This is a genomic window from Leucobacter sp. BZR 635, from assembly GCF_048061935.2.
GTDB lineage: Bacteria > Actinomycetota > Actinomycetes > Actinomycetales > Microbacteriaceae > Leucobacter.
Genome location: NZ_JBLUNZ020000067.1, coordinates 1 through 23,638, shown reverse-complemented (window position 1 = coordinate 23,638; position 23,638 = coordinate 1). Strand labels below are relative to the sequence as shown.

General features: G+C 66.5%; 17 protein-coding genes and 1 riboswitch. All 17 genes read right to left on the bottom strand.

Annotated elements, in window-relative coordinates:
- Nucleotides 1-3: 3 nt before the first annotated feature.
- Nucleotides 4-2,214 (bottom strand): ABC transporter permease, encoded by a 2,211-nt coding sequence (locus ACI1US_RS13175; RefSeq protein WP_461640878.1) that lies wholly within the window; start codon nucleotides 2,212-2,214, stop codon nucleotides 4-6.
- Nucleotides 2,211-2,966: an ABC transporter ATP-binding protein gene (locus ACI1US_RS13170; protein WP_461640877.1), complete on the bottom strand. Its 756-nt coding sequence runs from the start codon at nucleotides 2,964-2,966 to the stop codon at nucleotides 2,211-2,213. The genes ACI1US_RS13175 and ACI1US_RS13170 overlap by 4 nt, the downstream gene beginning before the upstream one ends.
- On the bottom strand, nucleotides 2,963-3,496 hold the full coding sequence (locus ACI1US_RS13165) for a PadR family transcriptional regulator (protein WP_461640876.1): 534 nt from the start codon (nucleotides 3,494-3,496) through the stop codon (nucleotides 2,963-2,965). Before ACI1US_RS13165 ends, ACI1US_RS13170 begins: the two co-directional genes overlap by 4 nt.
- A gap of 901 nt (nucleotides 3,497-4,397) precedes the next feature.
- Entirely contained in the window at nucleotides 4,398-5,528 is a 1,131-nt protein-coding gene (gene ispG / locus ACI1US_RS13160) for a flavodoxin-dependent (E)-4-hydroxy-3-methylbut-2-enyl-diphosphate synthase (protein ID WP_416550241.1), read from the bottom strand.
- A 51-nt stretch (nucleotides 5,529-5,579) separates the two neighbouring features.
- A complete protein-coding gene (locus ACI1US_RS13155) occupies nucleotides 5,580-7,088 on the bottom strand; it encodes a M50 family metallopeptidase (RefSeq protein WP_461640875.1) in 1,509 nt (502 codons plus the stop codon).
- A 127-nt stretch (nucleotides 7,089-7,215) separates the two neighbouring features.
- Complete coding sequence (locus tag ACI1US_RS13150; RefSeq protein WP_416550244.1) at nucleotides 7,216-8,697, bottom strand: L-serine ammonia-lyase; 1,482 nt, start codon at nucleotides 8,695-8,697, stop codon at nucleotides 7,216-7,218.
- A gap of 28 nt (nucleotides 8,698-8,725) precedes the next feature.
- Nucleotides 8,726-9,103, bottom strand: a complete 378-nt coding sequence (gene gcvH / locus ACI1US_RS13145; protein WP_416550245.1) for a glycine cleavage system protein GcvH — start codon at nucleotides 9,101-9,103, stop codon at nucleotides 8,726-8,728.
- Nucleotides 9,104-9,152: 49 nt separating this feature from the next.
- Nucleotides 9,153-10,298 (bottom strand): glycine cleavage system aminomethyltransferase GcvT, encoded by a 1,146-nt coding sequence (gcvT, locus tag ACI1US_RS13140; RefSeq protein ID WP_416550246.1) that lies wholly within the window; start codon nucleotides 10,296-10,298, stop codon nucleotides 9,153-9,155.
- A 2-nt stretch (nucleotides 10,299-10,300) separates the two neighbouring features.
- Complete coding sequence (gene gcvP / locus ACI1US_RS13135; protein WP_416550247.1) at nucleotides 10,301-13,162, bottom strand: aminomethyl-transferring glycine dehydrogenase; 2,862 nt, start codon at nucleotides 13,160-13,162, stop codon at nucleotides 10,301-10,303.
- Nucleotides 13,163-13,314: 152 nt separating this feature from the next.
- A riboswitch (glycine riboswitch) is annotated at nucleotides 13,315-13,406 on the bottom strand.
- A gap of 240 nt (nucleotides 13,407-13,646) precedes the next feature.
- Nucleotides 13,647-14,726, bottom strand: a complete 1,080-nt coding sequence (dxr, locus tag ACI1US_RS13130) for a 1-deoxy-D-xylulose-5-phosphate reductoisomerase (RefSeq protein WP_461640874.1) — start codon at nucleotides 14,724-14,726, stop codon at nucleotides 13,647-13,649.
- Between the two features lie 45 nt (nucleotides 14,727-14,771).
- Nucleotides 14,772-15,782, bottom strand: coding sequence for an FKBP-type peptidyl-prolyl cis-trans isomerase (locus tag ACI1US_RS13125; protein ID WP_461640873.1), 1,011 nt, complete (start codon nucleotides 15,780-15,782; stop codon nucleotides 14,772-14,774).
- Nucleotides 15,783-15,909: 127 nt separating this feature from the next.
- Nucleotides 15,910-16,923: an ABC transporter ATP-binding protein gene (locus tag ACI1US_RS13120; RefSeq protein ID WP_461640872.1), complete on the bottom strand. Its 1,014-nt coding sequence runs from the start codon at nucleotides 16,921-16,923 to the stop codon at nucleotides 15,910-15,912.
- On the bottom strand, nucleotides 16,920-17,903 hold the full coding sequence (locus ACI1US_RS13115) for an ABC transporter ATP-binding protein (RefSeq protein WP_461640871.1): 984 nt from the start codon (nucleotides 17,901-17,903) through the stop codon (nucleotides 16,920-16,922). Before ACI1US_RS13115 ends, ACI1US_RS13120 begins: the two co-directional genes overlap by 4 nt.
- Nucleotides 17,900-18,802 (bottom strand): ABC transporter permease, encoded by a 903-nt coding sequence (locus tag ACI1US_RS13110; RefSeq protein ID WP_461640870.1) that lies wholly within the window; start codon nucleotides 18,800-18,802, stop codon nucleotides 17,900-17,902. The genes ACI1US_RS13115 and ACI1US_RS13110 overlap by 4 nt, the downstream gene beginning before the upstream one ends.
- On the bottom strand, nucleotides 18,795-19,724 hold the full coding sequence (locus ACI1US_RS13105) for an ABC transporter permease (protein WP_461640869.1): 930 nt from the start codon (nucleotides 19,722-19,724) through the stop codon (nucleotides 18,795-18,797). Before ACI1US_RS13105 ends, ACI1US_RS13110 begins: the two co-directional genes overlap by 8 nt.
- Nucleotides 19,725-19,796: 72 nt before the next feature.
- On the bottom strand, nucleotides 19,797-21,398 hold the full coding sequence (locus ACI1US_RS13100) for a peptide ABC transporter substrate-binding protein (protein ID WP_461640868.1): 1,602 nt from the start codon (nucleotides 21,396-21,398) through the stop codon (nucleotides 19,797-19,799).
- A complete protein-coding gene (locus tag ACI1US_RS13095) occupies nucleotides 21,398-23,446 on the bottom strand; it encodes a prolyl oligopeptidase family serine peptidase (protein ID WP_461640867.1) in 2,049 nt (682 codons plus the stop codon). Before ACI1US_RS13095 ends, ACI1US_RS13100 begins: the two co-directional genes overlap by 1 nt.
- Nucleotides 23,447-23,638: the final 192 nt, after the last annotated feature.

Below are 23,638 nucleotides of genomic sequence, written 5' to 3'. Positions count from 1 at the left end.
GGGCTACTCGAAGCGAGTCGCTGCGAGCGGGAGTTCGGAGCGCACGCTGCGGAGCACAACGAGCACCGCAGCCGCGGCGAGGCCGAAGCACAGAGCGAGCAGCCCGAGGTAGCTCGTGTCAGGCATGGTCACGTTGCGTTCTCCCGTGCTCAGGCCGACAACGATGCCCCATGCAGTCGCGAATCCCAGGCCAATCGTGACGAGAAAGACCGTCGCTAGCGGAAGCACCGTTTCGACGACGATCATGCGCCGCAGGGTCCGCGTCGGCATTCCGCTGAGCCGGAGCAGGCCGAGCACCCGCTTTCTGTCGATCATGCCCGCGATGGTTGAGACGGTGAGCGAGACCACAGAGATGAGCGTGGCGATGAGGATCCCGATCCACGCGAGGCCGGCGTACTGTCTAGCAAAACTCGTCTCCCCGACGTCGGCCTGTTCTGCGCGCGTCGTCGGGAGCATCTGAACTGGGAACTCGCTCGCACTGACCGCGGTTCGGGCCCGCTCGAGCGCGCCCGCGCTGCCGTCGGTCATGACGAGCGCCATCGACGGGTACGCGAGGGCCGCGTCCGCCTCGGAGATCGCCTCCGTCTGCGCGGGACCACCCGATGGGAAGGAGTCGAAGTATGACGGCTCCACCCACGTGCGCGCCCCGTCTCCCGGAGTGAGTCCGAGCGCTCGCGCGTCGGCGTTGTCCAACACGAAGCCACCGTCGAGGGTCTCATCGCCGTCGAACCAGTCGGCAATGATGACGCGTTCCACGCCGGGGGTATCTGCGACCGGGGCGAGTAGGTGCGCGTTCCCGTCGCTGCCGGGCTCCTCCGCGAAGATGAGGTTGAGCATCAGTGTGTCGGGCGGGACGATTTCAGATGCCGGGGCGTCGACGACGCTGTCGCGCGTCTCCGTCGTCGTGCCGACTGCGAACAGGGTGACGACGAACAGCGCAAGCACGAGCCCGCTCACCGAGCGGAATGTCGCGCGCGGGTGGCGCGAGATCCGACTCATCGCGAGGAGCCCCGCGGCGCCGGACACCCTGGCCGCACCTGCGCGGCTGACGAGCCACGCGAGATACGGGCCGGCCAGCACGAGCCCGACCGTGATGAGCACGAAGCCTCCAAGAATCATGATCCAGTGGAACGGCAACACGAGGCCGAGCTTCGCCGAGATCGCCGGAGCGACGATGACGAGCGTGCCGAGTGCGAGCGGGATCAGCGAGGCAATGCGCGGCGCTCGCTCCCGCTGCTCTCTGCTGCCGCCGAGAGGCCCCAACTCCGAGCGGAGCGCGGTGACGTAGGCGACGACCGCTGCGAGGGCCGCGGTGCCCAGGGCGACGGCAAGGATCCCAGGCCAGGCGACGTTCAGGTCCGTGACGAAGAACCGGGTGCCCTCGACCGGGAGGAGTGCGGCGATCGGACGCAGCGCGTAGAACAGCACGACGCCCACGAGACTGCCGCCGAGCGCGGGCACGAACGACTCCACCGTGGCGATGCGCGCGACGAGCCGCGGCTTCGCTCCGATGAGGCGGATCGTGGAGAATCGCTCCGTCCGCGCGGCCTGTCCGAGTTTGGTGACGATGGCGATGAGCACGGTGACGGGGAAGAGCACGGCGAAGCCGCCGACAATGGCAATAATCTGGTAGTTGAGGTTGGGGTAGCTGTAGCCAGTGAGCTCGTCGCGGTTCACCGCACCGAGCATTCCGGTCACCTTCTCAGCGTCCTCGCCGACGACGACGAGCAACTGCTCTGGACCGATGAGCCCTGCTCGGTCGATGATCCCGGCGGGGGTACCGTAGCGGTCCGCGAGCTCATCAGAGGGTGCCGCCTTGATGAGCTCGGCGAGCGCGGGTGAGGCGAAGAACTCCCCCGGCGCTGGTGGCGTCCCGATCCCTGGAACTTCGATCGTCGACTTCGGGGTCGCCGCAATGGCTATCCTGGTGATGCGCTGACCGCTGAAGTAATCGCCGGGCGACCCGAAGTTACCGTGGACCGCGACGAACACGGTGTCGTCTGTGGGTGTGCCCTCAGCCGGGATGGTCTCGGCGCTGAAGTGTGGGAGAGCCCAGGTCGAACGGGCGGAGCGCTCCCCCAGTGCGGAGTAAGCCGCGAGCACGAGGAGCAGCAGCGCGACGCCGACGGCCACGCCCGCGGCGATCCCGACGAGCCGTCGCCAGGCACCGCGTTCTCGGCCCGTCACGAGGGAGGTGAGGGTGAGCGTGTTCACGCGCCGGCCCCCGAGATTCTCCCGTCGCGCACGACGATCTCGCGGTCCGCGTACGCTGCGGTTCGCGCATCGTGCGTGACCAGCACGACAGTGGTGCCCGAGGCGCGCGAGAGCTCGGTGAGCATCACCATCACCTGCTCGGCGGAGAACGAGTCGAGCGAGCCGGTCGGCTCGTCCGCGAAGACCACGCGGGGCGCGGTGACGAGTGCGCGTGCGATCGCGACCCGCTGGGCCTGACCGCCCGACAGCTCGGATGGGAGCTTCGCTGCGTGCTCGGCGAGTCCGAGCCGGTCGAGCCAGGTCGCCGCTTGCCGGAGCGCAGCCTTCCGCTTCTGCCCGGCGAGCAACAGCGGCAGCGAGACGTTGTCGACCGCGCTGAGGTCTGGTAACAGCTGTCCGAACTGGAAGATGAACCCGAACTCGCTCAGCCGCAGCTCGGCCCGCGCCGCCTCGTTCAGGTCGCTGACCGAGTTGCCGCGGTAGCTCGCCGTGCCAGAGTCGGGGGTGAGCACGCCCGCGAGGATGTGCAGCAGCGTGGACTTTCCCGAGCCCGAGGGCCCCATGACTGCGAGCATCTCCCCCGCGAACACGTCGAGGTCGACGCCGCGCAGCGCGGTGTCCATGCCGAAGGAGCGGTGCACGCCGCGCACCGAAAGGATGGGCTGGGCGAGTGTGGTGCCTGGGGTGGCCGCACCAGCGCCTGCGTCTGCGTCTGCGTCTGCGTCTGCCTGAAAGAGTGTGGCTTCGTTCATCGTGTCACTTCCTCGCCAAGCTCGCTCAGGCGGGCGCTGGTGAGCTCGATCCAGCGCAGATCGGCTTCGATGTGGAACAGGGCGTGATCGCACATGAGGATCGTTCCAAGATCTGCCCCGAGCTTCCGCCTCGTGAGTTCGCGCATCCGTTCGAGGTGCGCTGCGCGCTGCAGGTCCAGGAGCCGGGCGGCATCGTCGCCGAGCAACAGCGCGATGACTGTTTTGGCGAACAGGTTGCTCTGCAGCGATGCGGAGGGGACGTCGGCGGAGAAGAGCCACTCCTCGAGCCGCTCGCGGCCGGCCTCGGTGATCTCGTAGCGTTTACGATCGGGCCCGCCCCCAGCTTCGTCGCCGAGTAACTCGATGAGGCCGTGCTTGAGCAGCCGCGCGAGGGTCGCGTACACCTGGCCAAAGGCGAGCGGTTTCTCGCTGCCGAAGTGTTTGTCGTAGTCGTGCTTCAGATCGTAGCCGTAGCCCGAGCCTGTTCCGAGGAGCCCGAGGAGGGCTGTGGATGAGTCCATCGTTGCCATACACCGAGCGTATACTCGCAGTGTATAGTTGCGCAAGTGGAATCGTGCTCCGCTAGCGACGAACGCAGCTGGCGCTTCACCCCCGAAGGAGGCTCTTCAAAGTAGAAGGTCTAGGGAATCGGCGGGGAATCCGTAACGAGTGCGGCATTTCCCCACTCGCTGAAAGGCCAGAACCACCTGACCCGGAGAATGCACCTGGGGAGCTGCGACAGGCACACGGCCCGCGCCCATCTGCTCTGCCCGGAAAGGGCGCGAAGCGCCCGCGGCAGCCGCCAGCACGGGGCTCGGCACGAGGACGAGTTGAAGCTGGGCGGCTCCGGCGTGAGTGCTGCGGGCGACTCCCGAGCTCACTACGCCAGCTGGCTGCACCCGATTGCGCTGGTCGGCTTCCTCCGCACCATTGGACCGCGGCGAAGCCCTGTCTCGCTACGGCCACCACCAACCCAAGGAGACGGCACACCCAGCTTGAGTCGCTCAGAACCCATGACCTCAGCGAAGTCAGGAGTGATTTACCGCAAAAACACCATGACCTCGCTGAGGTCATGGCTGTTGAGCGGGCTTCAGCACGGAGGTCCAGACCCCCAATTGTGCAGAGCCCCGGAGGTGCTCGCCCAGCGCCCCGCCCACACCCAAAGCCGCCCCACCGCCGGCATCCTCTCCGACCCGATTCATTCAGGCCGACCCTTGCGAGGGCCGGACAAGGGTCGGATTTGATTAATCGGGGGTGTCGGGAATGCTGGGTGGGCGCGCCGCGTCGCGGGTTGGTGCTGGTCGCTTGGTGCACACCCCAGGGTGTGAACCAACAGACGAGCGACCGCACGTAAAACGGCGGAGGCCGGGAACGCACACTGTGCGATTCCCGGCTTCCGCCGCACGAAGAAGCGTGTCTGGCGCGACCGAGCTAGCCGGTCACGACCTCGGGTGCGCCCGACTCGGTCGTGTGCCCGATCTCCTCAGCGATACGGTTCGCCTCCTCGATGAGGGTGGCGACGATCTCCGACTCGGGCACAGTCTTGATGACCTCACCCTTCACGAAGATCTGACCCTTGCCGTTACCCGAGGCAACACCGAGGTCGGCCTCGCGGGCCTCGCCCGGGCCGTTCACAACACAGCCCATGACGGCGACACGCAGCGGCACGGTCATGCCCTCGAGGCCCTTGGTGACCTCGTCGGCGAGCGTGTACACGTCGACCTGCGCGCGGCCACACGACGGGCACGAGACGATCTCAAGCTTGCGCTCGCGGAGGTTCAGCGACTGCAGAATCTGCAGGCCGACCTTCACCTCTTCGACGGGCGGGGCCGAGAGCGAGACGCGGATCGTGTCGCCGATGCCCTCGGAGAGCAGGATGCCGAACGCGGTCGCGCTCTTGATCGTGCCCTGAAACGCGGGGCCCGCCTCGGTCACGCCGAGGTGCAGCGGCCAGTCACCCTGCGCGGCGAGCTGCCGATAGGCCTTCGTCATGACGATCGGGTCGTTGTGCTTCACGGAAATCTTAAAGTCGTGGAAGTCGTGCTCTTCGAAGAGCGAGGCCTCCCAGACGGCGCTCTCGACGAGCGCTTCGGCGGTCGGCTTGCCGTACTTCTGCAGCAGACGCGGATCAAGCGAGCCAGCGTTCACGCCGATGCGGAGCGACACGCCCGCGTCCTTCGCGGCCTTCGCAATCGCGCCCACGTTGCCGTCGAACTGCCGGATGTTTCCCGGGTTCACGCGCACCGCGGCGCAGCCGGCGTCAATCGCCGCGTAGATGTAGCGCGGCTGGAAGTGGATGTCAGCGATCACCGGGATCTGGCTCTTCTTCGCAATGATGTGCAACACATCTGCGTCGTCCTGGCTCGGCACCGCGACGCGCACGATGTCGCAACCGGCCGCCGTGAGCTCGGCGATCTGCTGAAGCGTTCCGTTGATGTCGGTCGTTGGAGTCGTGGTCATCGACTGCACAGATACCTGCGAGTTGCTGCCCACGCCGATTGAACCGACCTTGATTTGACGGGTCTTGCGCCGCGGTGCCAATACTTCGGCTACCTTCGGCATTCCCAAATTCACTGCTGCCACGAAAACGAGTCTACCGGGCGCAGCCGTGCGTTAGCCGAATAGCGCGACAGGCTTCACAATATCTGCGTACATCAGCAGCAAACTCATCGCCCCCAGAGCGATGACGACGACGAACGTGATCGGCACCATCTTCGCGGTGTCGACCGGACCGGGATCCGGCTTGCGCCGCAGCTTCGCCCAGCCGCGCTTGATCGCCTCATAGATCGCTCCCGCGATGTGCCCGCCGTCGAGCGGCATGAGCGGCACGAGGTTGAACACGAACAGCGCGACGTTGAGTGAGCCCGCGAGGCTGAACAGGAACTGTGCCCGAGCCGAGAACGGCATCTCCTCCATGCTCGCGACCTCGCCCGCGAGCCTGCCGACGCCAACGACTCCCATGGGGCCGTTGGGATCGCGCTCCTCAGTACCGAACGCGGCATTCCAGACGTCGACCATGCGCGCCGGGAGCTTCACGATCACACCGGCGACGTTTTTCACGTTTTCACCGACAAAGGCGGGGATCGCGGTGAGCGGCTGCTGCACGATCTCCGTGCCGGCGATCGCGCCGATCATTCCAACGGTCGCGGTCTTCGGGGTGCCGTCCTCATTGAGCACGGCCTTCCCGTCTGTGTCGACGACGACGGCCTCGTTCGGTTCGGGGGTCAGCGTGACAGTCTCGGTGGTACCCGCACGCTCGAAATCGACCGACAACGCCGCCCCGGGGGAGGCCGCAACGACGCCACGGAACTGCTCCCAGCTCTCGATCGGCGTGCCGTCAACGGCGAGCAGCTTGTCGCCGGGGCGGAGGCCAGCAGCAGCAGCGGGGGCTGCCGGGTCATCGGTGCCGCACTCGGTCTGCGTGCTGCCGGCGGGCACGAGGCATTCGTTGACGTGCCCGAGCGTCGTGCTCGTCTGGGCGATGCCGAAGCCAGAGATCACGATCCCGAAGAACAGGAACGCGAGCAGCAAGTTCATGAGCGGCCCGCCCGCCATGACGATGATCTTCTTCCAGACGGGAAGCCGGTAGAAGGTGCGGTGATCTTCCCCCTCGGGGATCGTCTCTGCGCTCGCGTCGCGCGCCTCGTCGACCCAGCCCGCGAGCCCGCGGCGGTACTCGATCTCGTCGACGTCGTCGTCGGCTGCTGCTGGCCCGCGCCCCTCGGGCAACGCGTCGTTGCCCGCAGCCTGCACGTCGCCGACGCGAGTGATCTCGTCGACGATTCCCTCGACGCCCCGGCTCTTCGTCTTCACCGGTGCCTCATCGACGACGGAGTTCAAGAACCCGGTCGTCGATTCGCGCGGAGCCTCCCCCGGCTTCGCGGGCGGATACATGCCGATCATCGCGACGTAGCCGCCGAGCGGCAGCAGCTTCACGCCGTACTCGGTGTCGCCCTTTTTGCGCGACCAGATCGTCCTGCCGAAGCCGATCATGTACTGCGTCACTTTCACGCCGAACAGCTTCGCCGGCACGAGGTGCCCGATTTCGTGCAGCGCGATCGAGATGCCGAGCAGGAGCACGACGATGAGGATGCCGAGGGCGTAGAGCAAGACGGAAGTCACCGGATCAGCGTACCGGCGAACGCTGTGTTTCGGCCCTCAGCGCCCGATGCGCGACAGCGCCCGATGCGATCCGCCGTCCGATGCGATCCGCCGCGCGATACTTGGCGCGACAGTGCGCCCGCCCGCCTCAGCACTCGATGACGTTGACGGCGAGCCCGCCGCGCGCGGTCTCCTTGTACTTGTCGCTCATGTCCTTGCCGGTCTCGCGCATCGTGATGATGACCTCGTCGAGCGTGACGTGGTGCGCCCCGTCACCCATGAGCGCCATCTTCGCGGCGTTGATCGCCTTCGATGCCGCGATCGCGTTGCGCTCGATGCAGGGGATCTGCACGAGCCCGCCGATCGGGTCGCAGGTCAGCCCGAGGTTGTGCTCCATCGCGATCTCCGCGGCGTTCTCGACCTGCTGCGGGGTACCGCCGAGGATCTGTGCGAGCCCGGCGGCCGCCATCGAGGACGCGGATCCCACCTCGCCCTGGCAACCAACCTCGGCACCCGAGATCGAGGCCTGCTCCTTATAGAGCACTCCGACGGCTGCTGCCGCGAGCAGGAAGTCGACGACGACGCGCTGCTTCTGCTCCGGGCTCAGCGAGACCGCGCGCGGGGCTGCGGCTCCCCCGCCGAGGCCCGGCTGCCGGGCGGTGCCGAGCTCGGGGATCTGCGCGTAGTGCGTCGCGTAGAAGAGCACGGCGGGGATGATGCCGGCCGCCCCGTTCGTGGGGGCGGTGACGACGCGACCGCCCGACGCGTTCTCCTCGTTGACGGCGAGGGCCACGAGGTTCACCCACTCCTGCCAGAAGACGGGGTCGCGGTGCGGATCCTGCTCGGTGAGCTTGCGGTGCCACTCGGGCGCGCGGCGCCGCACGTTCAGCCCGCCCGGCAGCACGCCGGTGCGGGTGAGGGCGGAGTTCTTGCACTCCTCCATGACGTCCCAGATGTGGGCGAGGCCGGACCTCACGCTCGCCTCATCGCGGGTGGCGAGCTCGTTGGCGAGCATCACGCCTGCGATGCTCAGTCCGCTCGACTCGGCGTGCACGAGGAGCTCGGCTCCGGTCGTGAACGGGTAGGGCTGATCGGCGAGCTGCTGCTCAAGCCGGTCAAGGATCTTCTCCTCGGCCCCCTCGCGCACGATGAAGCCGCCGCCAACGGAATAGTAGGTCTGTTCTTCGAGCGTCTCGCCCGCCGCGTCGACCGCCGCGAAGCGCATGCCATTCGTGTGCGTTTCGAGCACCGTGAGCGGCCGGAGCACCATGTCGGCGACGCCGAACTTCACGATTGCGGGGGCCGCGCCGTGCAGGTCGGAGAGCTCAGCTCCGACGCGCAGCTCGCCGGTCTCCTCGATGCGCGCGAGCGCCGCATCGACCTCGCTCGGCAGCACGGTTTCGGGATCGAATCCCTCGAGCCCGAGCAGCACAGCGGTGAAGGTGCCGTGGCCGTGGCCGGTGGCTGCGAGGGACCCGAAGAGGTCCACCCGCAGCCCGGCGACACGGTCAAGCAGGCCGTGGTTCACGAGCCCCGCCGCGAAGGCGTGGCTCGCACGCATCGGCCCCACCGTGTGCGAGCTCGATGGCCCGATCCCTACGGTGAAGAGGTCGAATACGCTGATCGCCACGTTGCGGCCTGCCTTTCGTGTGGGTGAGTTAGACGGTTACGTCGTTTGCTGCGGCGTATTCCTCAGCCGACAGCAGCGGGCCGAACTCGGTGACGGCGACCTTGAACAGCCATGCTGCTCCGTAGGGGTCGCTGTTCACGAGCGCAGGGTCGGCGACAACGGCGTCGTTGATCTCGACGACCTCTCCCGAGACCGGGGTGTAGAGGTCGGAGACCGACTTCGTCGACTCGATCTCACCGCAGACCTCGCCTGCGGTGAGGGTCTGGCCGACCTCGGGCAGCTCGATGTAGACGACGTCGCCGAGCGCGTCGGCTGCGACCTGGCTGACGCCAACGGTCGCGGGGCTGTTCTCGTCGATCCACTCGTGCTCTACGGAGTAGCGGAATCCGGCGTGTACCTGGCTCATGATGTTTCTTGTCTTTCTTGTGGGGGTGGGTGCGTGCGCCTGGGCGGCGTTACGCGTTTCGCTTGTAGAACGGGAGTGCGATGACCTCGAAGGCCTCGCGCTTGCCGCGCAGGTCGACGTCGACAACGGTGCCGACCTCGGCGTAGTCGGTGTCGAGCTGCGCAAGCGCGATCGGGTAGCCGAGCGTCGGGCTCGGCTGACCGCTCGTGATCACGCCGATCTCGCGCGGAGCTTCGTCGGTGACACCGTCGGTCTGCGCGAAGACGGCGTAGCCGCCGCGCCCTGCGCGGCGACCGAGGCCCTTGAGACCGACGAGCACGCGACGGGGACCAGCGGCCTTCGCGGCCTCGAGCGCTGCGCGACCGACGAAGTCCTCCTCCTTCTTGAAGGAGACCACGCCGCCGAGGTTCGCGTCGTAGGGGGTCGTGTGCACGCCGAGCTCGTTGCCGTACAGCGGCATGCCCGCCTCGAGGCGGAGCGAGTCGCGCGCCGCGAGACCGCAGGGTACGAGGCCGTGGCCCTCGCCCGCGGCGAGCAGCAGCTGCCAGAGCTCGGGCGAGCGCTCGGCCGGAATGTAGAGTTCGAAGCCGTCCTCGCCCGTGTAGCCGGTGCGGGCGAGCAGCACGTCGATGCCGCCAACTGTGACCTGTGTCCATGCGTAGTAGGCGAGATCCACAACCGCCTGGCGCTCGGAATCGTCCGCGACCACCGCGCGCACGATCGCCTCGGAGTTCGGCCCCTGCACGGCGATGAGCCCGGTCTCGGCCGAGGCGTCGTGCACCTCGACGTCGAAGCCCGCCGAGCGCTCGGTGAGGAGTTTGGCGACGACCGGCGCGTTGCCCGCGTTCGGCACCACGAGGTAGCGGGTGTCGGCGACTCGGTAGACGATGAGGTCATCGACGATGCCGCCGTCAGCGTTGCAGAGCAGCGAGTACTTTGCCTTGCCGACCGCGGTGACCGCGAAGTTGCCGACGAGCGCGGTGTTCAGGAAACGGGCAGCGTCAGCGCCCGAGATCCACACCTCGCCCATGTGCGACAGGTCGAAGAGACCTGCGGCCTCGCGGACGGCGCGGTGCTCGGCGAGCTCGCTGCCGTACTTCAGGGGCATGTCCCAACCACCGAAGTCGGTGAACGAGGCGCCCAGCTTCTCATGCTCGGCGTGGAGCGCGGTGTGCAGTGGAGTGTTCGCAGTCATGATTAGTCCTCGTAGGCTTCGATGGGCGGGCAGGAGCAGACCAGGTTGCGGTCTCCGAATGCGCCGTCAATGCGGCTCACCGGCGGGAAGTACTTGTCGACGCGCAGCCGCTCGCTCGGGAACGCGGCCTGCTCGCGCGTGTACGCCCGATCCCAGCTGTCGCTCACGACGACCGCAGCGGGGTGCGGCGAGTTCCGCAGCACCGACGCCTCGATCGCGACAGAGCCCGCGATAACCTCTTCGATCTCGGCGCGAATCTGGATCATCGCCTCGATGAAACGCTCGATTTCGACGAGATCCTCCGACTCGGTCGGCTCGACCATGAGCGTGCCCGGAACCGGGAACGCGAGGGTCGGGGCGTGGAAGCCGAAGTCGATGAGGCGCTTCGCGACGTCCTCGGCGGTGACGCCCGACTTCGCGGTGAGGTCGCGCAGGTCGAGGATGCACTCGTGCGCGACGAGGCCGGTCTCGCCCGTGAACAGCACCGGGAAGTGCTCGCGGAGGCGCTTCGCGATGTAGTTCGCCGACAGCAGCGCCGACTCGGTCGCGCGGGTGAGGCCGTCGCCGCCCATCATCGCGACGTAGGCGTAGGAGATGGGGAGCACGCCAGCCGATCCGAACAGCGTCGCCGCGACCGGGATGCCGTCGGTGGTCTGGATGCCGTCGGTCGTCGTGCCGGTCGGGTTGCCCGGGAGGTACGCTTTGAGGTGCTCGGCGACCGCGACGGGGCCGACACCGGGGCCGCCACCACCGTGCGGGATCGCGAACGTCTTGTGCAGGTTCAGGTGCGACACGTCGCCGCCGAACTCGCCGGGCTTGCCGAGGCCGACGAGCGCGTTCATGTTTGCGCCGTCGATGTAGACCTGGCCGCCAGCGACGTGCACGCGATCGCAGACGTCGCGCACGTCGGCGTCGTACACGCCGTAGGTCGACGGGTAGGTGATCATGATCGCCGAGAGCGCAGCCGCGTGCTTCTCGATCTTCGCGTCGAGATCAACCATGTCGATCGCGCCCGACTCGGTGTTCTTCACGATGACGACGCGCATGCCCGCGAGCACCGCAGACGCGGCGTTCGTGCCGTGCGCGGACTCGGGGATGAGGCAGATGTCGCGCTCGGTGTCACCGTTCGCAAGGTGGTAGCTGCGGATCGCGAGCAGGCCCGCGTATTCGCCCTGCGAGCCGGCGTTCGGCTGCAGCGAGATGCCAGCGTAGCCGGTGATCTCGAGCAGCCAGTTCTCGAGGCGGCCGATGAGCTCGCGCCAGCCCTGGCTCTGCTCGGCGGGAACGTACGGGTGGATCCCGGCGAACTCGGGCCACGAGATCGACTCCATCTCGGCGGTCGAGTTGAGCTTCATGGTGCACGAGCCGAGCGGGATCATCGTGCGGTCAAGCGCGAGGTCGCGGTCTGCGAGGCGGCGGAGGTAGCGGAGCATCTGCGTCTCCGAGCGCACCGAGTGGAAGATCGGGTGCGTCATGTACTCGCTCTCGCGCACGAGCGCGCCCGAGAACGCGTAGTTGCCAGCGGCGACGGCCTCGGGGGCCTGCGCGCCGAAGACGCCCGCAACCGCGGCGACGGTTGCCGCGGTCGTGGTCTCGTCGAACGAGATGCCGACGGTGTCTGCGTCGACCTGGCGGAAGTTCAGGCCAGCCTCGGCAGCAGCCGCGACGGTCTGCGCCGCCTTGCCCGGCACGCGCGCCCAGAGCGTGTCGAAGAACACGTCGCGCGCGAGCTCGACGCCGGCACCCGTGAGGGCTGCCGCGAGCGACCGGGTGTGCGCGTGGGTGCGCTCAGCGATCTGCTTCAGCCCGTCCGGGCCGTGGTAGACGGCGTACATCGACGCCGTGATCGCGAGCAGCGCCTGCGCGGTACAAATGTTGCTCGTGGCCTTCTCGCGACGGATGTGCTGCTCGCGGGTCTGCAGCGCGAGGCGGTAGGCGGTGCGGCCCTCGGCGTCCTTCGAGACACCAACGAGGCGGCCGGGAAGCGAGCGCTCGAGGCCCTCGCGCACGGCGAGGAACGCGGCGTGCGGGCCGCCGAAAAAGAGCGGAACGCCGAAGCGCTGCGTGTTGCCGACCGCGATGTCCGCGCCCTGCTCGCCGGGCGAGGTGATGAGGGTGAGCGCGAGGAGATCCGCTGCGACGGTGACCATCGCGCCGCGTTCCTTGGCGGCGGCGATGACCGCGGTGTGATCCACCACTGCCCCGTCGTTACCCGGCTGCTGGAGCACGATGCCCGAGATCTCCCCGTCGGGCAGACCCTCGGAGAGATCCGCGATCTCGACCTCGAAGCCGAGCGCCTCGGCGCGGCCCTGGATCACAGCGATCGTCTGCGGGAAGAGGTTCTCGTCGATGACGGTCTTCGCGTCGGCCTTCTTCTTGTTCGCGCGGCGCATGAGCAGCACGGCCTCGGCGGCCGACGACGCCTCGTCGAGCATCGACGCGTTCGCGACGGGCAGGCCCGTGAGGTCTGCGACCATCGTCTGGAAGTTCAGGAGCGCCTCGAGGCGGCCCTGCGAAATCTCGGGCTGGTACGGCGTGTAGGCCGTGTACCAGGAGGGGCTCTCGAGGACGTTGCGGCGGATCACCGGCGGCGTGTGCGTGCCGTAGAAGCCCTGGCCGATGAGCTGGGTCTTCACGACGTTCTTCGAGGCGAGGCTGCGGAGCTCGGCGAGCACGCCCTCCTCGCTGAGTGCCTCGGGGAGGTCGAGACCGTCTGCCGAGCGAATCGCGGCGGGAACGGCTGCGTCGACGAGGGAAGCGCGGCTGTCAAAGCCGAGCTCGTCGAGCATGACGCGCTGGTCGGCGTCAGACGCGATGCCGATATGGCGATTCGCGAAGGGTACGGAAAGAGCTGATGATGTCAAAAGAGGATCTCCGATGTCGGGGTCGCACGCGACCAGCTAAAGATCCTCCCCGCTCTGTACCGTGACCTGAGAGATTCGAGCGCGAGTGAATAACCATCACTGCGCCCTTGCACCTTCGGTGAGCGAGCAAGCTCGCTGCTTTTCAGAGTTGCCTACGCGTTGCGGTACGGGTGCCTGAGAGTTTCCCGGGGAGGGTTTGCTCCTACGGCGCCGAGTCGAGCTCGGTCTCTCCCGCAATGCCTAAGCGGCGTGTTCAGTTGTTACGGGGAGAGTCTACCCTAGACGGCCTCGGCTGAGGTGGGGGTTCGCTGGCTTCCTGCGGTCGGCGCGTGGCTTGACCGCCCCTCCTCCTCCCCGAGTTTTCTATTCCGAGCCCTGCGTGGGGCGATTTGGGGTCGGAATAGATTAATCGGGGGTGGGAGGTGTGCGGGCGCGGCAGAGCACTCCAGAGGGTGCAGCCGGGAACCCGCAGCGCGGGAGCGCCTCAGACGGCGAAGACCGCGTGCGCCTCCGCGCGCGCCCAGGCCTCAGCCGCGGCGAGCGTCTCGAGCGTGAGCGAGCCTGGCGCGTCGTGCCGCTCGACGACCTCGCTCACGGCATCGACGATGCCGGTGAACGGGATCTTGCCGTCGTGGAAGGCGTCGACCGCCTCCTCGTTCGCGGCGTTGAACACGGCCGGGTACGTTCCGCGGGCCTCACCGACCTGCTTCGCGAGGTTGAGCGCGGGGAACGCGTCGTTGTCTACGGGCTCAAACTCCCAGGTCGCCGCCCGCGTCCAGTCGATGGGCTCGCCGATGTTCGAGAGTCGCTCAGGCCAGGTGAGGCCGAGCGCGATCGGCAAGCGCATGTCTGGCGGCGATGCCTGCGCGATGGTGGATCCGTCGATGAACTCGACCATCGAATGCACGATGGACTGCGGGTGCACGACCACGTCGATGTGCGCATAGGCGATGTCGAAGAGGAGGTGTGCCTCGATCACCTCGAGCCCCTTGTTCACGAGGGTTGCGGAGTTCGTCGTGACGACGCGGCCCATGTCCCACGTCGGGTGCGCGAGCGCCTCGGCGGGGGTCACGTTCGCGAGCTCGGCACGTGTGCGGCCGCGGAAGGGCCCGCCCGAGGCGGTGAGCACGAGCCTGCGTACCTCCTCGTGCGTCCCGGATCGAAGCGCCTGGGCGATCGCCGAGTGCTCCGAGTCGACGGGCACGATCTGTCCCGGGGCCGCGAGGCGTTTCACGAGGTCGCCGCCGACGATGAGCGACTCCTTATTTGCGAGCGCGAGGGTGCGGCCCGCCTCGAGCGCGGCGATCGTGGGCGCGAGCCCCACGGAGCCGGTGATGCCGTTGAGCACGACATCGGCCTCGACGTCGCGCACAATCTGCACGGCCGCGTCGACGCCGAGCCCCGTGTGCTCGACCCCAAACTCGGCGGCCTGCTCTGCCATCCTCGCCGCGTTCGAGCCGGTCACCAGCCCGACGATCTCAAACCTGTCGGGGTGCCGCCGCACAACATCGAGCGCCTGCTCGCCGATCGAACCGGTGGACCCCAAAATGACAACGCGCCTCATGCATCTATTGTGCATGAGGCGCGCTGGGTGTTCTGCCGCGAACGACTACTCGGGGCTGACCGCTCCGAGGATGTCGAGCACGAACACCATCACGTCGTCTGGCTTGTGGCCCATTTCCTCAAGCTTGAGTGCTCCGTATCCACCGTCTTCGGCGGGCACAACCGAGATGACCTGTGAGCCAACCTTCTGCCCCTCGAGCGCCTTCGTGAACCCGGGAATCACTTCATTCGTGCGGAAGGGCACCGGCGCGCCACGCTTCCAGCTCGAGTCGAACTCCTCGCCGGTGCGCCAGATCACGCCACGGTAGTGCACGTACACACGGTCTCCGGGCTCGACGACAGCGCCGTCGCCCTCGATGAGCGTCGCGACCGAAAGCTCGGTCGGTGCCTCGACGCCCTCGGGCATCGTGATCTCAGGCTTGCCGTCGGCGTCAAGCTTCACGGCCGGGAAGTCCTTGGGAGCGGCCTGCTCCTTGCCCTCGGCCTTCTTGAGCAGGTCACCCGGCTCGAGCGTTCCCGGCTCTGCCTGAGTCTTCGAGATCTCGCCGAACTCCATGACGACGACGACCGCGTCTTCCTTAGTCATATCGGCGACGGACATCTGCTCGGGCTCGACGCCGTCGTACATCTCGTTGAACGACGCGGTGAGCGCAACCTGCTGGCCTGGTACCGCGCAGCGGAATGCCTCATTGGCCCAGTCGAGCATCGTGCCCTTCGCGTAGGCCATCGGGGCGGTTGGCTGCTGCTGCAGCGGTTCACCACTCTTGCCGTTGAACAGCGACAGTGCGACGTCGACGGTCTGGCCGTCTTCGATGACCTTGCCCTTGCCCTCGGTGAGCACGGTGCGCTCGAGCTTGTCAGCCTTGAGCGGCAGCTTGTTGGTGAGTTCGAGGTCGACGCCGACGTCTCCCTTCACCGCGATTGCATCGCTTGCTGCGCCGGAGGCGAGGCAGTCAGCGCCGGAGGCGTCCTGAGTGGTGCCGCCGCCAGTGGTGCAACCGGTCAGCAGCAGCGCGCCGACGATCGCAGAAGGGAGGAGTACGCGGGAGAGTTTCACTGTGGGCCTGTTCTTGAGTCGGAAAGTCGTTCGATGTGCTCTCCTAGTCTGGGGTATATGAGGCTCCCCGGACTGAGAACGCACCCGGTTCGAGCGAAATCGCTGCGTCATGCTGGGGCGAGTGGGCTCACTTCGGATGCACCTCGTCTCGTTCGTCGGCTCGAAAACACGCCACCCGATGCGCGGGGTCACGCAGGCCGCTCACCTCAAGTTGGGGTCGGTTCTGCGCGCACGCTTCGACCGCTCGCCAGCACCGCGTACGGAACGGGCAGCCGGAGGGTGGGTCGATCGGGCTCGGCACCTCGCCGGTGAGCAGGATCCGCCCTGAGTTCTCCCGCCGGTCAGGGTCGGGAATCGGCGACGACGAGAGCAGCGCACGCGTGTAGGGGTGGGTCGGCGCGCTGTAGACCCGCTCCGTCGGCCCCTCCTCGACGATCCGCCCGAGGTACATCACCGCTACCCGGTCGGCCATGCTGCGCACCACCGCGAGGTCGTGCGAGATGAACAGGTAGGCGAGGCCGAGCCTGGCCTGCAGATCCTTGAGCAGCGTCACGATCTGCGCTTGGACTGAGACGTCGAGCGCGGAGAGCGGCTCGTCGAGCACGAGCACCCGCGGCTCGACGGCGAGCGCACGCGCGATGCTGATGCGCTGCCGCTGCCCGCCGGAGAACTCGTGCGGGTAGCGTTCGAGTTGCTCCGCGCCCAGTCCGACAAGTTCGAGCAGCTCGATCGCGCGGGCGCGCCAGGCCTCACGCGGGAGCAGGTCGCTGTGGATCTCAAACGGCTCCCGCAGAATCGCTTCGATGGTCATGCGCGGGTTCAGTGATGCGAAGGGATCCTGAAGCACAATCTGGACGTCACGCCTGAACTGCAGGCGCGATCGGCGATCCTTCGCGACCGGCTCTCCGTTGAAGCGCACCTCCCCCGCCGTGGCGGTGTCGAGATGGCTCACGAGCGCGGCGAGGGCGCTCTTACCGCAGCCGGACTCGCCGACGAGCGCGAGGCACTCCCCCGGTCGGATCGAAATATCAACGCCATCGACAGCCCGCACGAGGGCTTTGCCCCGCTTCTCACCGCCGCTGCGCTTCACCTCGAAGTGCTTCGTGAGGTTCGTGCCTGTGAACAATGCTGCTGTGGTCACGCTGCGCCTTTCGTTCCGTCTACATCTTCCAGGTGGCAGGCGAGTTCCCGCCCGGTCGCGCCCTGCTGGGTCGTGGGTTGCGTCGTCGCGCAGAGCGACGTGGCGATCGGGCAGCGGGGCGCGAACACGCAGCCCTCGGGCAGCCGCCGGGGATCGGGGAGCCCACCGGGTATCGGCGTGGGAAGCGAAGTGAGGTCGAGCCGTGGAACCGAGCCCAGGAGCCCGCGGGTGTAGGGGTGTTTCGGGTGTTTGAGGATCTCGTGCACCGTGCCGACCTCCACGATCTTGCCCGCGTACATCACGACGATGCGATCGGCCATCTCGGCAGCAACTCCGACGTCGTGGGTGATCATCAGCAGGGACATGCCCCGCTCGGCGCACATGTCACGCAGCAGCTGGAGAATCTGCAGCTGCACGGTCACGTCGAGCGCCGTGGTTGGTTCATCGGCGATGAGCAGCTCGGGTTCGAGCGCGAGCGCCATCGCAATCATGATTCGCTGCCGCATGCCGCCGGAGAGCTGGTGCGGGTAGTTTCTCGCGCGGCGTTCCGGGTCGGGGATCTGCATGGCGCGCATGAGCTCAACGGCCCGCGCGTTCGCCTCTTTCTTGCGCATTCCCCGGTGCACGATCAGTGCCTCGGCGATCTGTTGTCCGACCCGGTGGACCGGGTTGAGGGCTGACAGCGCGTCTTGGAAGACCATCGCGATTCTGTCGCCGCGGATGCGGTTGAGATCACCGATGAGCAGGTTCTCACCGTCGAGTTCGAGGCCTTCCGCGCGAATCGTCGTGCTCTCCGGGTCGTGGAGGCCGAGGATCGATTGGGCCGTTACGGACTTGCCGGATCCTGACTCGCCCAGCACGACGACGCACTCGCCCTTTCCGACGGTGAACGAGACCTCGCGCACCGCAGGGATCGGTTCCTGATCCTCGCGCCCGAAGCTCACGCTCAAGCGGTCGATGGTGAGAAGTGGTGTGGTCATGAGCGAACCTTCGGGTCGAGCATGTCGCGGACGGTGTCGCCGAGGACCACGAAGGCCAGCACCGTCACGCACAGGAATAGGGAGGGAAATAGCAGCAGGTGCGGGTGCGAGTTGAAGTAGCTTTGGGCGGTGTTCAGTTGGAGCCCCCAGGAAATCGCGGGGGCCTGCAGCCCGACGCCCAGGTAGGTGAGTCCGGCTTCGCCAGCGATGATGCCGCCGACGCTCAGGCTGCTCAGCACGATCACGGGCTGCACGGCGTTCGGGAAGATGTGCTTCCGCATGAGGCGGCCGTTCGATGCTCCGAGGGCACGGGCGGCCCGAACGTATTCCATGTTCTTGACGCTCATGACCGTCGAGCGCATGACGCGGGTTTGCGTGGGCCAGGAGAAGATCGCGAGGGTGATACACACGGTGAGGATGTTGCGCACGCCGATCGCGGTGAGGATCACGATTGCCGCGACCATGAACGGGAAGCCGTAGAACACGTCGGTGATGCGGCCGAGGACGTTGTCGAACCAGCCACCGTAAAAGCCGGAGAGCAGTCCCAGGACGATGGCGATCGCCATGGTGGTTGCGGTCACCAGGATCGCGATGGTGATTGACGGGCGGGCCCCGTAGATGACGTTCGCGTAGAGGTCGCATCCCTGCACGTCGAAGCCGAACGGGTGGCCCGCTTCCGGTGCCATCCCGGAGAACGCGAGATCGCAGTCTCGTGGGTCCCCGTTGCCGAAGATCGAGGCGAAGGGGGCTGGCACGAGCGAGATCACAAGAAACAGCAGCACGATCGCTGCGGGGATCATGAATCCCGGCCTGCGCAGGTGCGCGAGGAAGGCGGGGGCCTTCCGCCTGGACGCGGTCACGATTGCCTCGGTGCGAGGCGCGGATACTGGTTTAGGCATGACGGATCCTCGGGTCAAGGTAGGCGTAGAGCACGTCGACGAGGAGATTCACGACCAAGAAGACGATGACGAGCAGCGTTGAGATGCCCACCACGGTTGGTCCGTTCTGCTGGCCGATGGCGAGGAAGATCTGGTTTCCAAGACCAGGGAGGTTGAAGATTCCTTCGATGATGATCGCGCCGCCCATGAGCCCTCCGAATTCGATGCCCAGGAAGGTAACGACCGGGATGAGCGAGTTGCGCAGCGCGTGGTTCATGATGATCCGCCGCTGTGGCATCCCCTTCGAGATCGCGGTGCGGACGTAGTTCGACTGGAGATTCTCGATGAGGCTCGACCTCGTCAGGCGGGCAGTCGCCGCGAGGCCCATGATCGCGAGCGCCGCGGCAGGAACAATGAATGCGACCGGCCACCCCGCCGATACTCCAGCGACGGGGAACCATTTCAGCTGCACCCCGAAGAGGAGTTGCGCCACGTAAGCGATAACGAACACGGGAACAGCGAAGGCGAGGGTGGTCACGACCCCCACCAGGTGATCGGCGAACTTGCCGCGGTTCAGCGCGGCCCACACGCCGAGGGGGATGCCGACGACGACCTGCATCGCCCAGGCTGTGACGCCGAGGATGATGCTTGTCGGCCAATTCCGCGCGATGATCGCGGAGACTTCGTGTCCCTGGAAGTCCGTGCCGAAGTTCCCCTGGAACAGGTTGAACATGTACTTTCCATACTGCACGAGCAGCGGATCGTCGAGGTTGTAGCGCTGCCGAAGCTCGTTGTAGACGGACTCGGAGAGATGCTGTTTTCCGCCGCCAAGGGCGGCGATCGGGTCGCCGGGAAGGGCGTAGACCACGACAAAAATCAGGAAGGTGGTCCCGAAAAACACGGGGATCACCTGGAGCAATCGTTTGACGATGTAACCGGCCATCGTTTCCTCTCGAAAGGGGAGCTGGTGCCCGATGCCGCGCACCGGGCACCAGCTCCGCGGATCGCTCCGCGCCTAGTTAACCTTCACGTCGCGCAGGTCACCGAGGCCGCTGAAGCCCACGGGGATCGACTGCACGTTGTCCGACCAGGCGGCTGTGTAGTAGCCGTAGTAGAGCGGGATGACCGGCTGGTCCTCCCACAGGAGACGCTCTGCTTCTTCGAAGAGCGGCAGTCCCTCCTCCATCGGGAGGCCGTTGGCCTCGGCGATGAGCGCGTCAACCTCGGGGTTGCTGTAGCCACTCTTGTTTCCGTAGCCGTCGGTCGTGACGAGCGGGCCAAGGAAATCGGAGATGTGCGGGTAGTAGGCGCCCATGTAGAGCTGGAACGGCCCCTTCGCTTGCTTCGCATCGACGATCTCCGAGTGCTTCGCGTAGCTGCTGAGTTCGAAGGTCACGCCATCAATGCCGAGCACCTTCTTGAACTGGTTCGCCATGGCCTGGAGCTCCTGGTCGCGGCCCGCGTACTGGTCGCCGTAGAGCACCATCTCGCCGGACCAACCGCCAGCTTCCTCGAGCAGCTGCTTCGCACCTTCGGGGTCGAAGGTGCAGGCCTCACACACGTTCTCCTGCGCGCCGACAACGGTGTCGGGCGCGATCGAGGTCGCGGGAGCCCCGGCTCCGTTGAGGATTTTCTCGGTGAAGGCATCGCGATCAATCGCCTTGGAGAGCGCCTTGCGCACACGCACGTCGCTGTAGCGCTCGTCCCAGAGCGGCAGCCCCAGGTAGTTGATGTTCGGAATCTTCGAGACCGCAGTGCGACCGTCGACAAGCGAGTCAACTTCGGAGAGGCGGTCCGGCGGCACCGGGTAGACAACGTCAAGGTTGCCAGCGAGCAGGTCATTGAACGCGGTGTCCTGGCTCTGGTACGGAACGAATGTGATCTCGTCGCTCGCGCCGGCTTTGCCCTGGTATTCCTCAAACCGGGTGACGTCCACGGCCTGGTTCGGTTCGTACGAGTTCACGATCGCGTACGGGCCGTTGCCGATCGGCTTCTTCCCGAAGGCATCAAGGTCGTCGAATGCTGCGTCCGGGAGCGGGGCAAAGGCGTTCGAGGTCAACAGGTAAGGGAACAGTCCGAAAGGCTCGGAGAGTGTCACGGTGAACTCGGTGTCGCTCACTGCTGTGAGCCCGGAGAGCTCAGTGGCTGTCGGGTCGCCCTCTGCTGGGTTGAGGTCGTCGTAGCCCTTGATCTTGTTGAAGCTGCCGTTCTGAACCCAGGCGTTCTTTCCGAGCGCGACGGCATTCCAGGCGTTGATGAAGCTCTCCGAGGTCACGGGTTCGCCGTTGTGGAAGGTCCATCCCTCCTGCAACGTAACCGTCCACGTTGTCTGGTCGTCGGATTCCACAGACTTCGCTGCTGCGGGCTCCGGTTCACCGGTCTCTGCGTTGAGCTCCATCGGTGTCGTGAACAGCATCTTGCTGAGGTTGTAATCCCAGGTGTTCCCAGGGAGGAGGGTGATCGGATCGTACATCGAGATCTTAAAACTCGAGGCACCATCGCTGCCTGATCCCCCGCCGGTGCCAGGCACCGAGCAGCCCGCGAGCAAGGAAAGCGCGAGCACCGCGCCACCTGCGGCAAACGCTACTCTGCGCCTGCCTGTCTTTGCATACTTCACTATGCGGCTCCATTTCCGTGATGTGGTGTGGTTGAGGTGTGTGCGATCCCCCATGCGGCGAACGCCAGAACAGCCGAGCGCTCCGCGACCGTGTCGTTGAACGAGCGGCCAGTTGCGTGGCCTGCGTTGCGGGTCACGCTGAGGTAGGTGCGTGTGTCGCCGTCGCGCGTCTCGCGAAGCGCGGCAGCGAGCGGGTAGGCGTGCGGGCCAGGCGGGACGCGGTCGTCCATATCTGCGGTCAGCACGAGCGTCGGGGCGTACTGCCGGTCTGCATGCACGTTGTGCAGCGGCGAATACGCGGCCAGGAATTCCCGGTCCGCTGGCACATCCGGGTCACCGTACTCGGCAATCCAACCGTGCGCGGCGGTGTAGCGGTGAAAGTTCAGCATGTCGGCGACGGGAACCTCGGTGACGACTGCTCCGAAGAGCTCCGGTCGCTGCACGAGTGCGGCCGCCGTCATCAGGCCGCCGTTCGACATGCCGTTGATGGCCACGCTGTGCGGCGCGCTCCACCCCGAGGCCTCAAACCATTCGGCGCAGGCGATGAGGTCTTCGATGCCCTGCTGCTTGCGCTCACGGCGCGCGGCCTGGTGCCAGGCCTCACCGAGTTCTCCCCCGCCGCGAACGCCAGCGTACGCCAGCACTCCGCCAGAGCGGACCCAGGCCAGCTGCCACGAGCTGAAGCCGTTCGTGAGAAACGGCACAGCGTACCCGCCGTAGACGGATAGGAATACCCGTGCGCTCCGCTCAGGAACGGCGCCGTGCTGACGGACCACGCGCATCGGTACCCGCGTGCCGTCGGCGCTCGTCACCCAGTGGGTTTCAACGAGCAGCGGGGCCGCGGTCCCGGCCGACAGCTCTGAGAGATCGGAGAGTGCAACGATTGCGACCTCTCGCTCGCCCCCGATCACCTCAATGTCGACCGCGAGCGCCGTGTCGTTGACCGCCCGGATCGACTGCAGCACATATCCGGCCGGCAGGGTCTCACGCTGCGTCACGCTGCCATCGGCGAGCGCGAACACTGTGATCCGGCTGCCCTCAAGCGTATGCGCCACGACAACGCCGTGGTCTCCGAGCTGGAACGCATCGGAGAGGGGCTCGCTGTCGGGCGACTCGTAGAGCACCCGCTCGGGAGACGCAGCGGCTCCTGCTGCGGCTGGATCCGAAGCGCCGATGGCGAGGAAGCGTCCCGCGGAATGCCCGCGATAGCTGAGCACAAGCGTGCTGCCCTCGTGCACGCCCACGAGCGAATCGGGGCCTTCCTCGTCGAGTACCGTCTCCCAGGCATCCGCTTCGCGAAGCGGGAGCGGTTTGCGGAAAATGGTGGCGGGCACGATGCCCTTCATCTGCTCAAGCAGCAGCCACTTGCCATCTGCCGATGCGGTCGGAATCACCCAGGTGGTCTCGCTGGGCTCGTAGATCACCGGATCAGTCGCCTGATCGGTCCCGATCGTGTGCACGCGAATCGTCGCGCCCGAGTTCAGCGCGGTGAGCTCTTCGCCAGCGACCGGGATCGCCCACGACATATATGCGAACGACTCGTCATCAAGCCAGGCGAGATCCGGCCACTTCATTCCCGTGAGCTCATCGCTGAGGTCGCGCCCCGAGGCCACGTCACGAATGCGGGCGAGCTGCCAGTCCGCGCCGCCCGTAGAGGCAGTCCAGACCACTTTCGTGCCGTCGGGAGTCGGCGAGAACGTCGCAATGGAGTCCGTCGCGGTGGCCAACTCGCTCGCGGCCACGAGCACGCGGTCGCCGGCCTCGTCGCTCACCCACAGGGAGTGCTGTTCTTCCCCGGGCCCTCTGCGCAGCTGGAAGCTTCGGCCGCCGGCGACCTTGGGGAGTGAGCGGTGCTCTGCCCCGAGGATCTCGACGAGCTCGTCGTGGATCTGTGCGAAGCCTTCGATGCTTTCGATGTGCGCGCGACTTCTCGCGTTCTCCGTGTCAATCCACGTCTCCACGTCGGTTCCTGGCTGATTCAGCCACGCGTACGTGTCGGTCGGGGTTTCGTTCCACCCATTGGGGGCGGGGTGCATACGGTCCGTCATTGGCTCACCTTCGAGTCGAGATTTAGTAGACAGTATCACTAGTTTCAGAAATTACTGAAACTATCGTATTCACATTGTCACTTCTTGGTGACTCACGGTAGAGTCGTCCGAATAACGAGCGTGAGGATGCTATTGGACAACGAGACAGAATCCCGCGAGATGTCGCAGGAAGCACGCGGCCAGGAAGCGCGA

What these genes read in the sequence shown, in the direction of transcription:
- ACI1US_RS13170 (WP_461640877.1), bottom strand. Translation starts at nt 2,966, where the DNA reads ATGAACGAAGCCACACTCTTTCAGGCAGACGCAGACGCAGACGCAGAC.
- ACI1US_RS13165 (WP_461640876.1), bottom strand. Translation starts at nt 3,496, where the DNA reads ATGGCAACGATGGACTCATCCACAGCCCTCCTCGGGCTCCTCGGAACA.
- ispG (WP_416550241.1), bottom strand. Translation starts at nt 5,528, where the DNA reads ATGCCGAAGGTAGCCGAAGTATTGGCACCGCGGCGCAAGACCCGTCAA.
- gcvH (WP_416550245.1), bottom strand. Translation starts at nt 9,103, where the DNA reads ATGAGCCAGGTACACGCCGGATTCCGCTACTCCGTAGAGCACGAGTGG.
- gcvT (WP_416550246.1), bottom strand. Translation starts at nt 10,298, where the DNA reads ATGACTGCGAACACTCCACTGCACACCGCGCTCCACGCCGAGCATGAG.
- dxr (WP_461640874.1), bottom strand. Translation starts at nt 14,726, where the DNA reads ATGAGGCGCGTTGTCATTTTGGGGTCCACCGGTTCGATCGGCGAGCAG.
- ACI1US_RS13115 (WP_461640871.1), bottom strand. Translation starts at nt 17,903, where the DNA reads ATGACCACACCACTTCTCACCATCGACCGCTTGAGCGTGAGCTTCGGG.
- ACI1US_RS13110 (WP_461640870.1), bottom strand. Translation starts at nt 18,802, where the DNA reads ATGCCTAAACCAGTATCCGCGCCTCGCACCGAGGCAATCGTGACCGCG.
- ACI1US_RS13105 (WP_461640869.1), bottom strand. Translation starts at nt 19,724, where the DNA reads ATGGCCGGTTACATCGTCAAACGATTGCTCCAGGTGATCCCCGTGTTT.
- ACI1US_RS13095 (WP_461640867.1), bottom strand. Translation starts at nt 23,446, where the DNA reads ATGACGGACCGTATGCACCCCGCCCCCAATGGGTGGAACGAAACCCCG.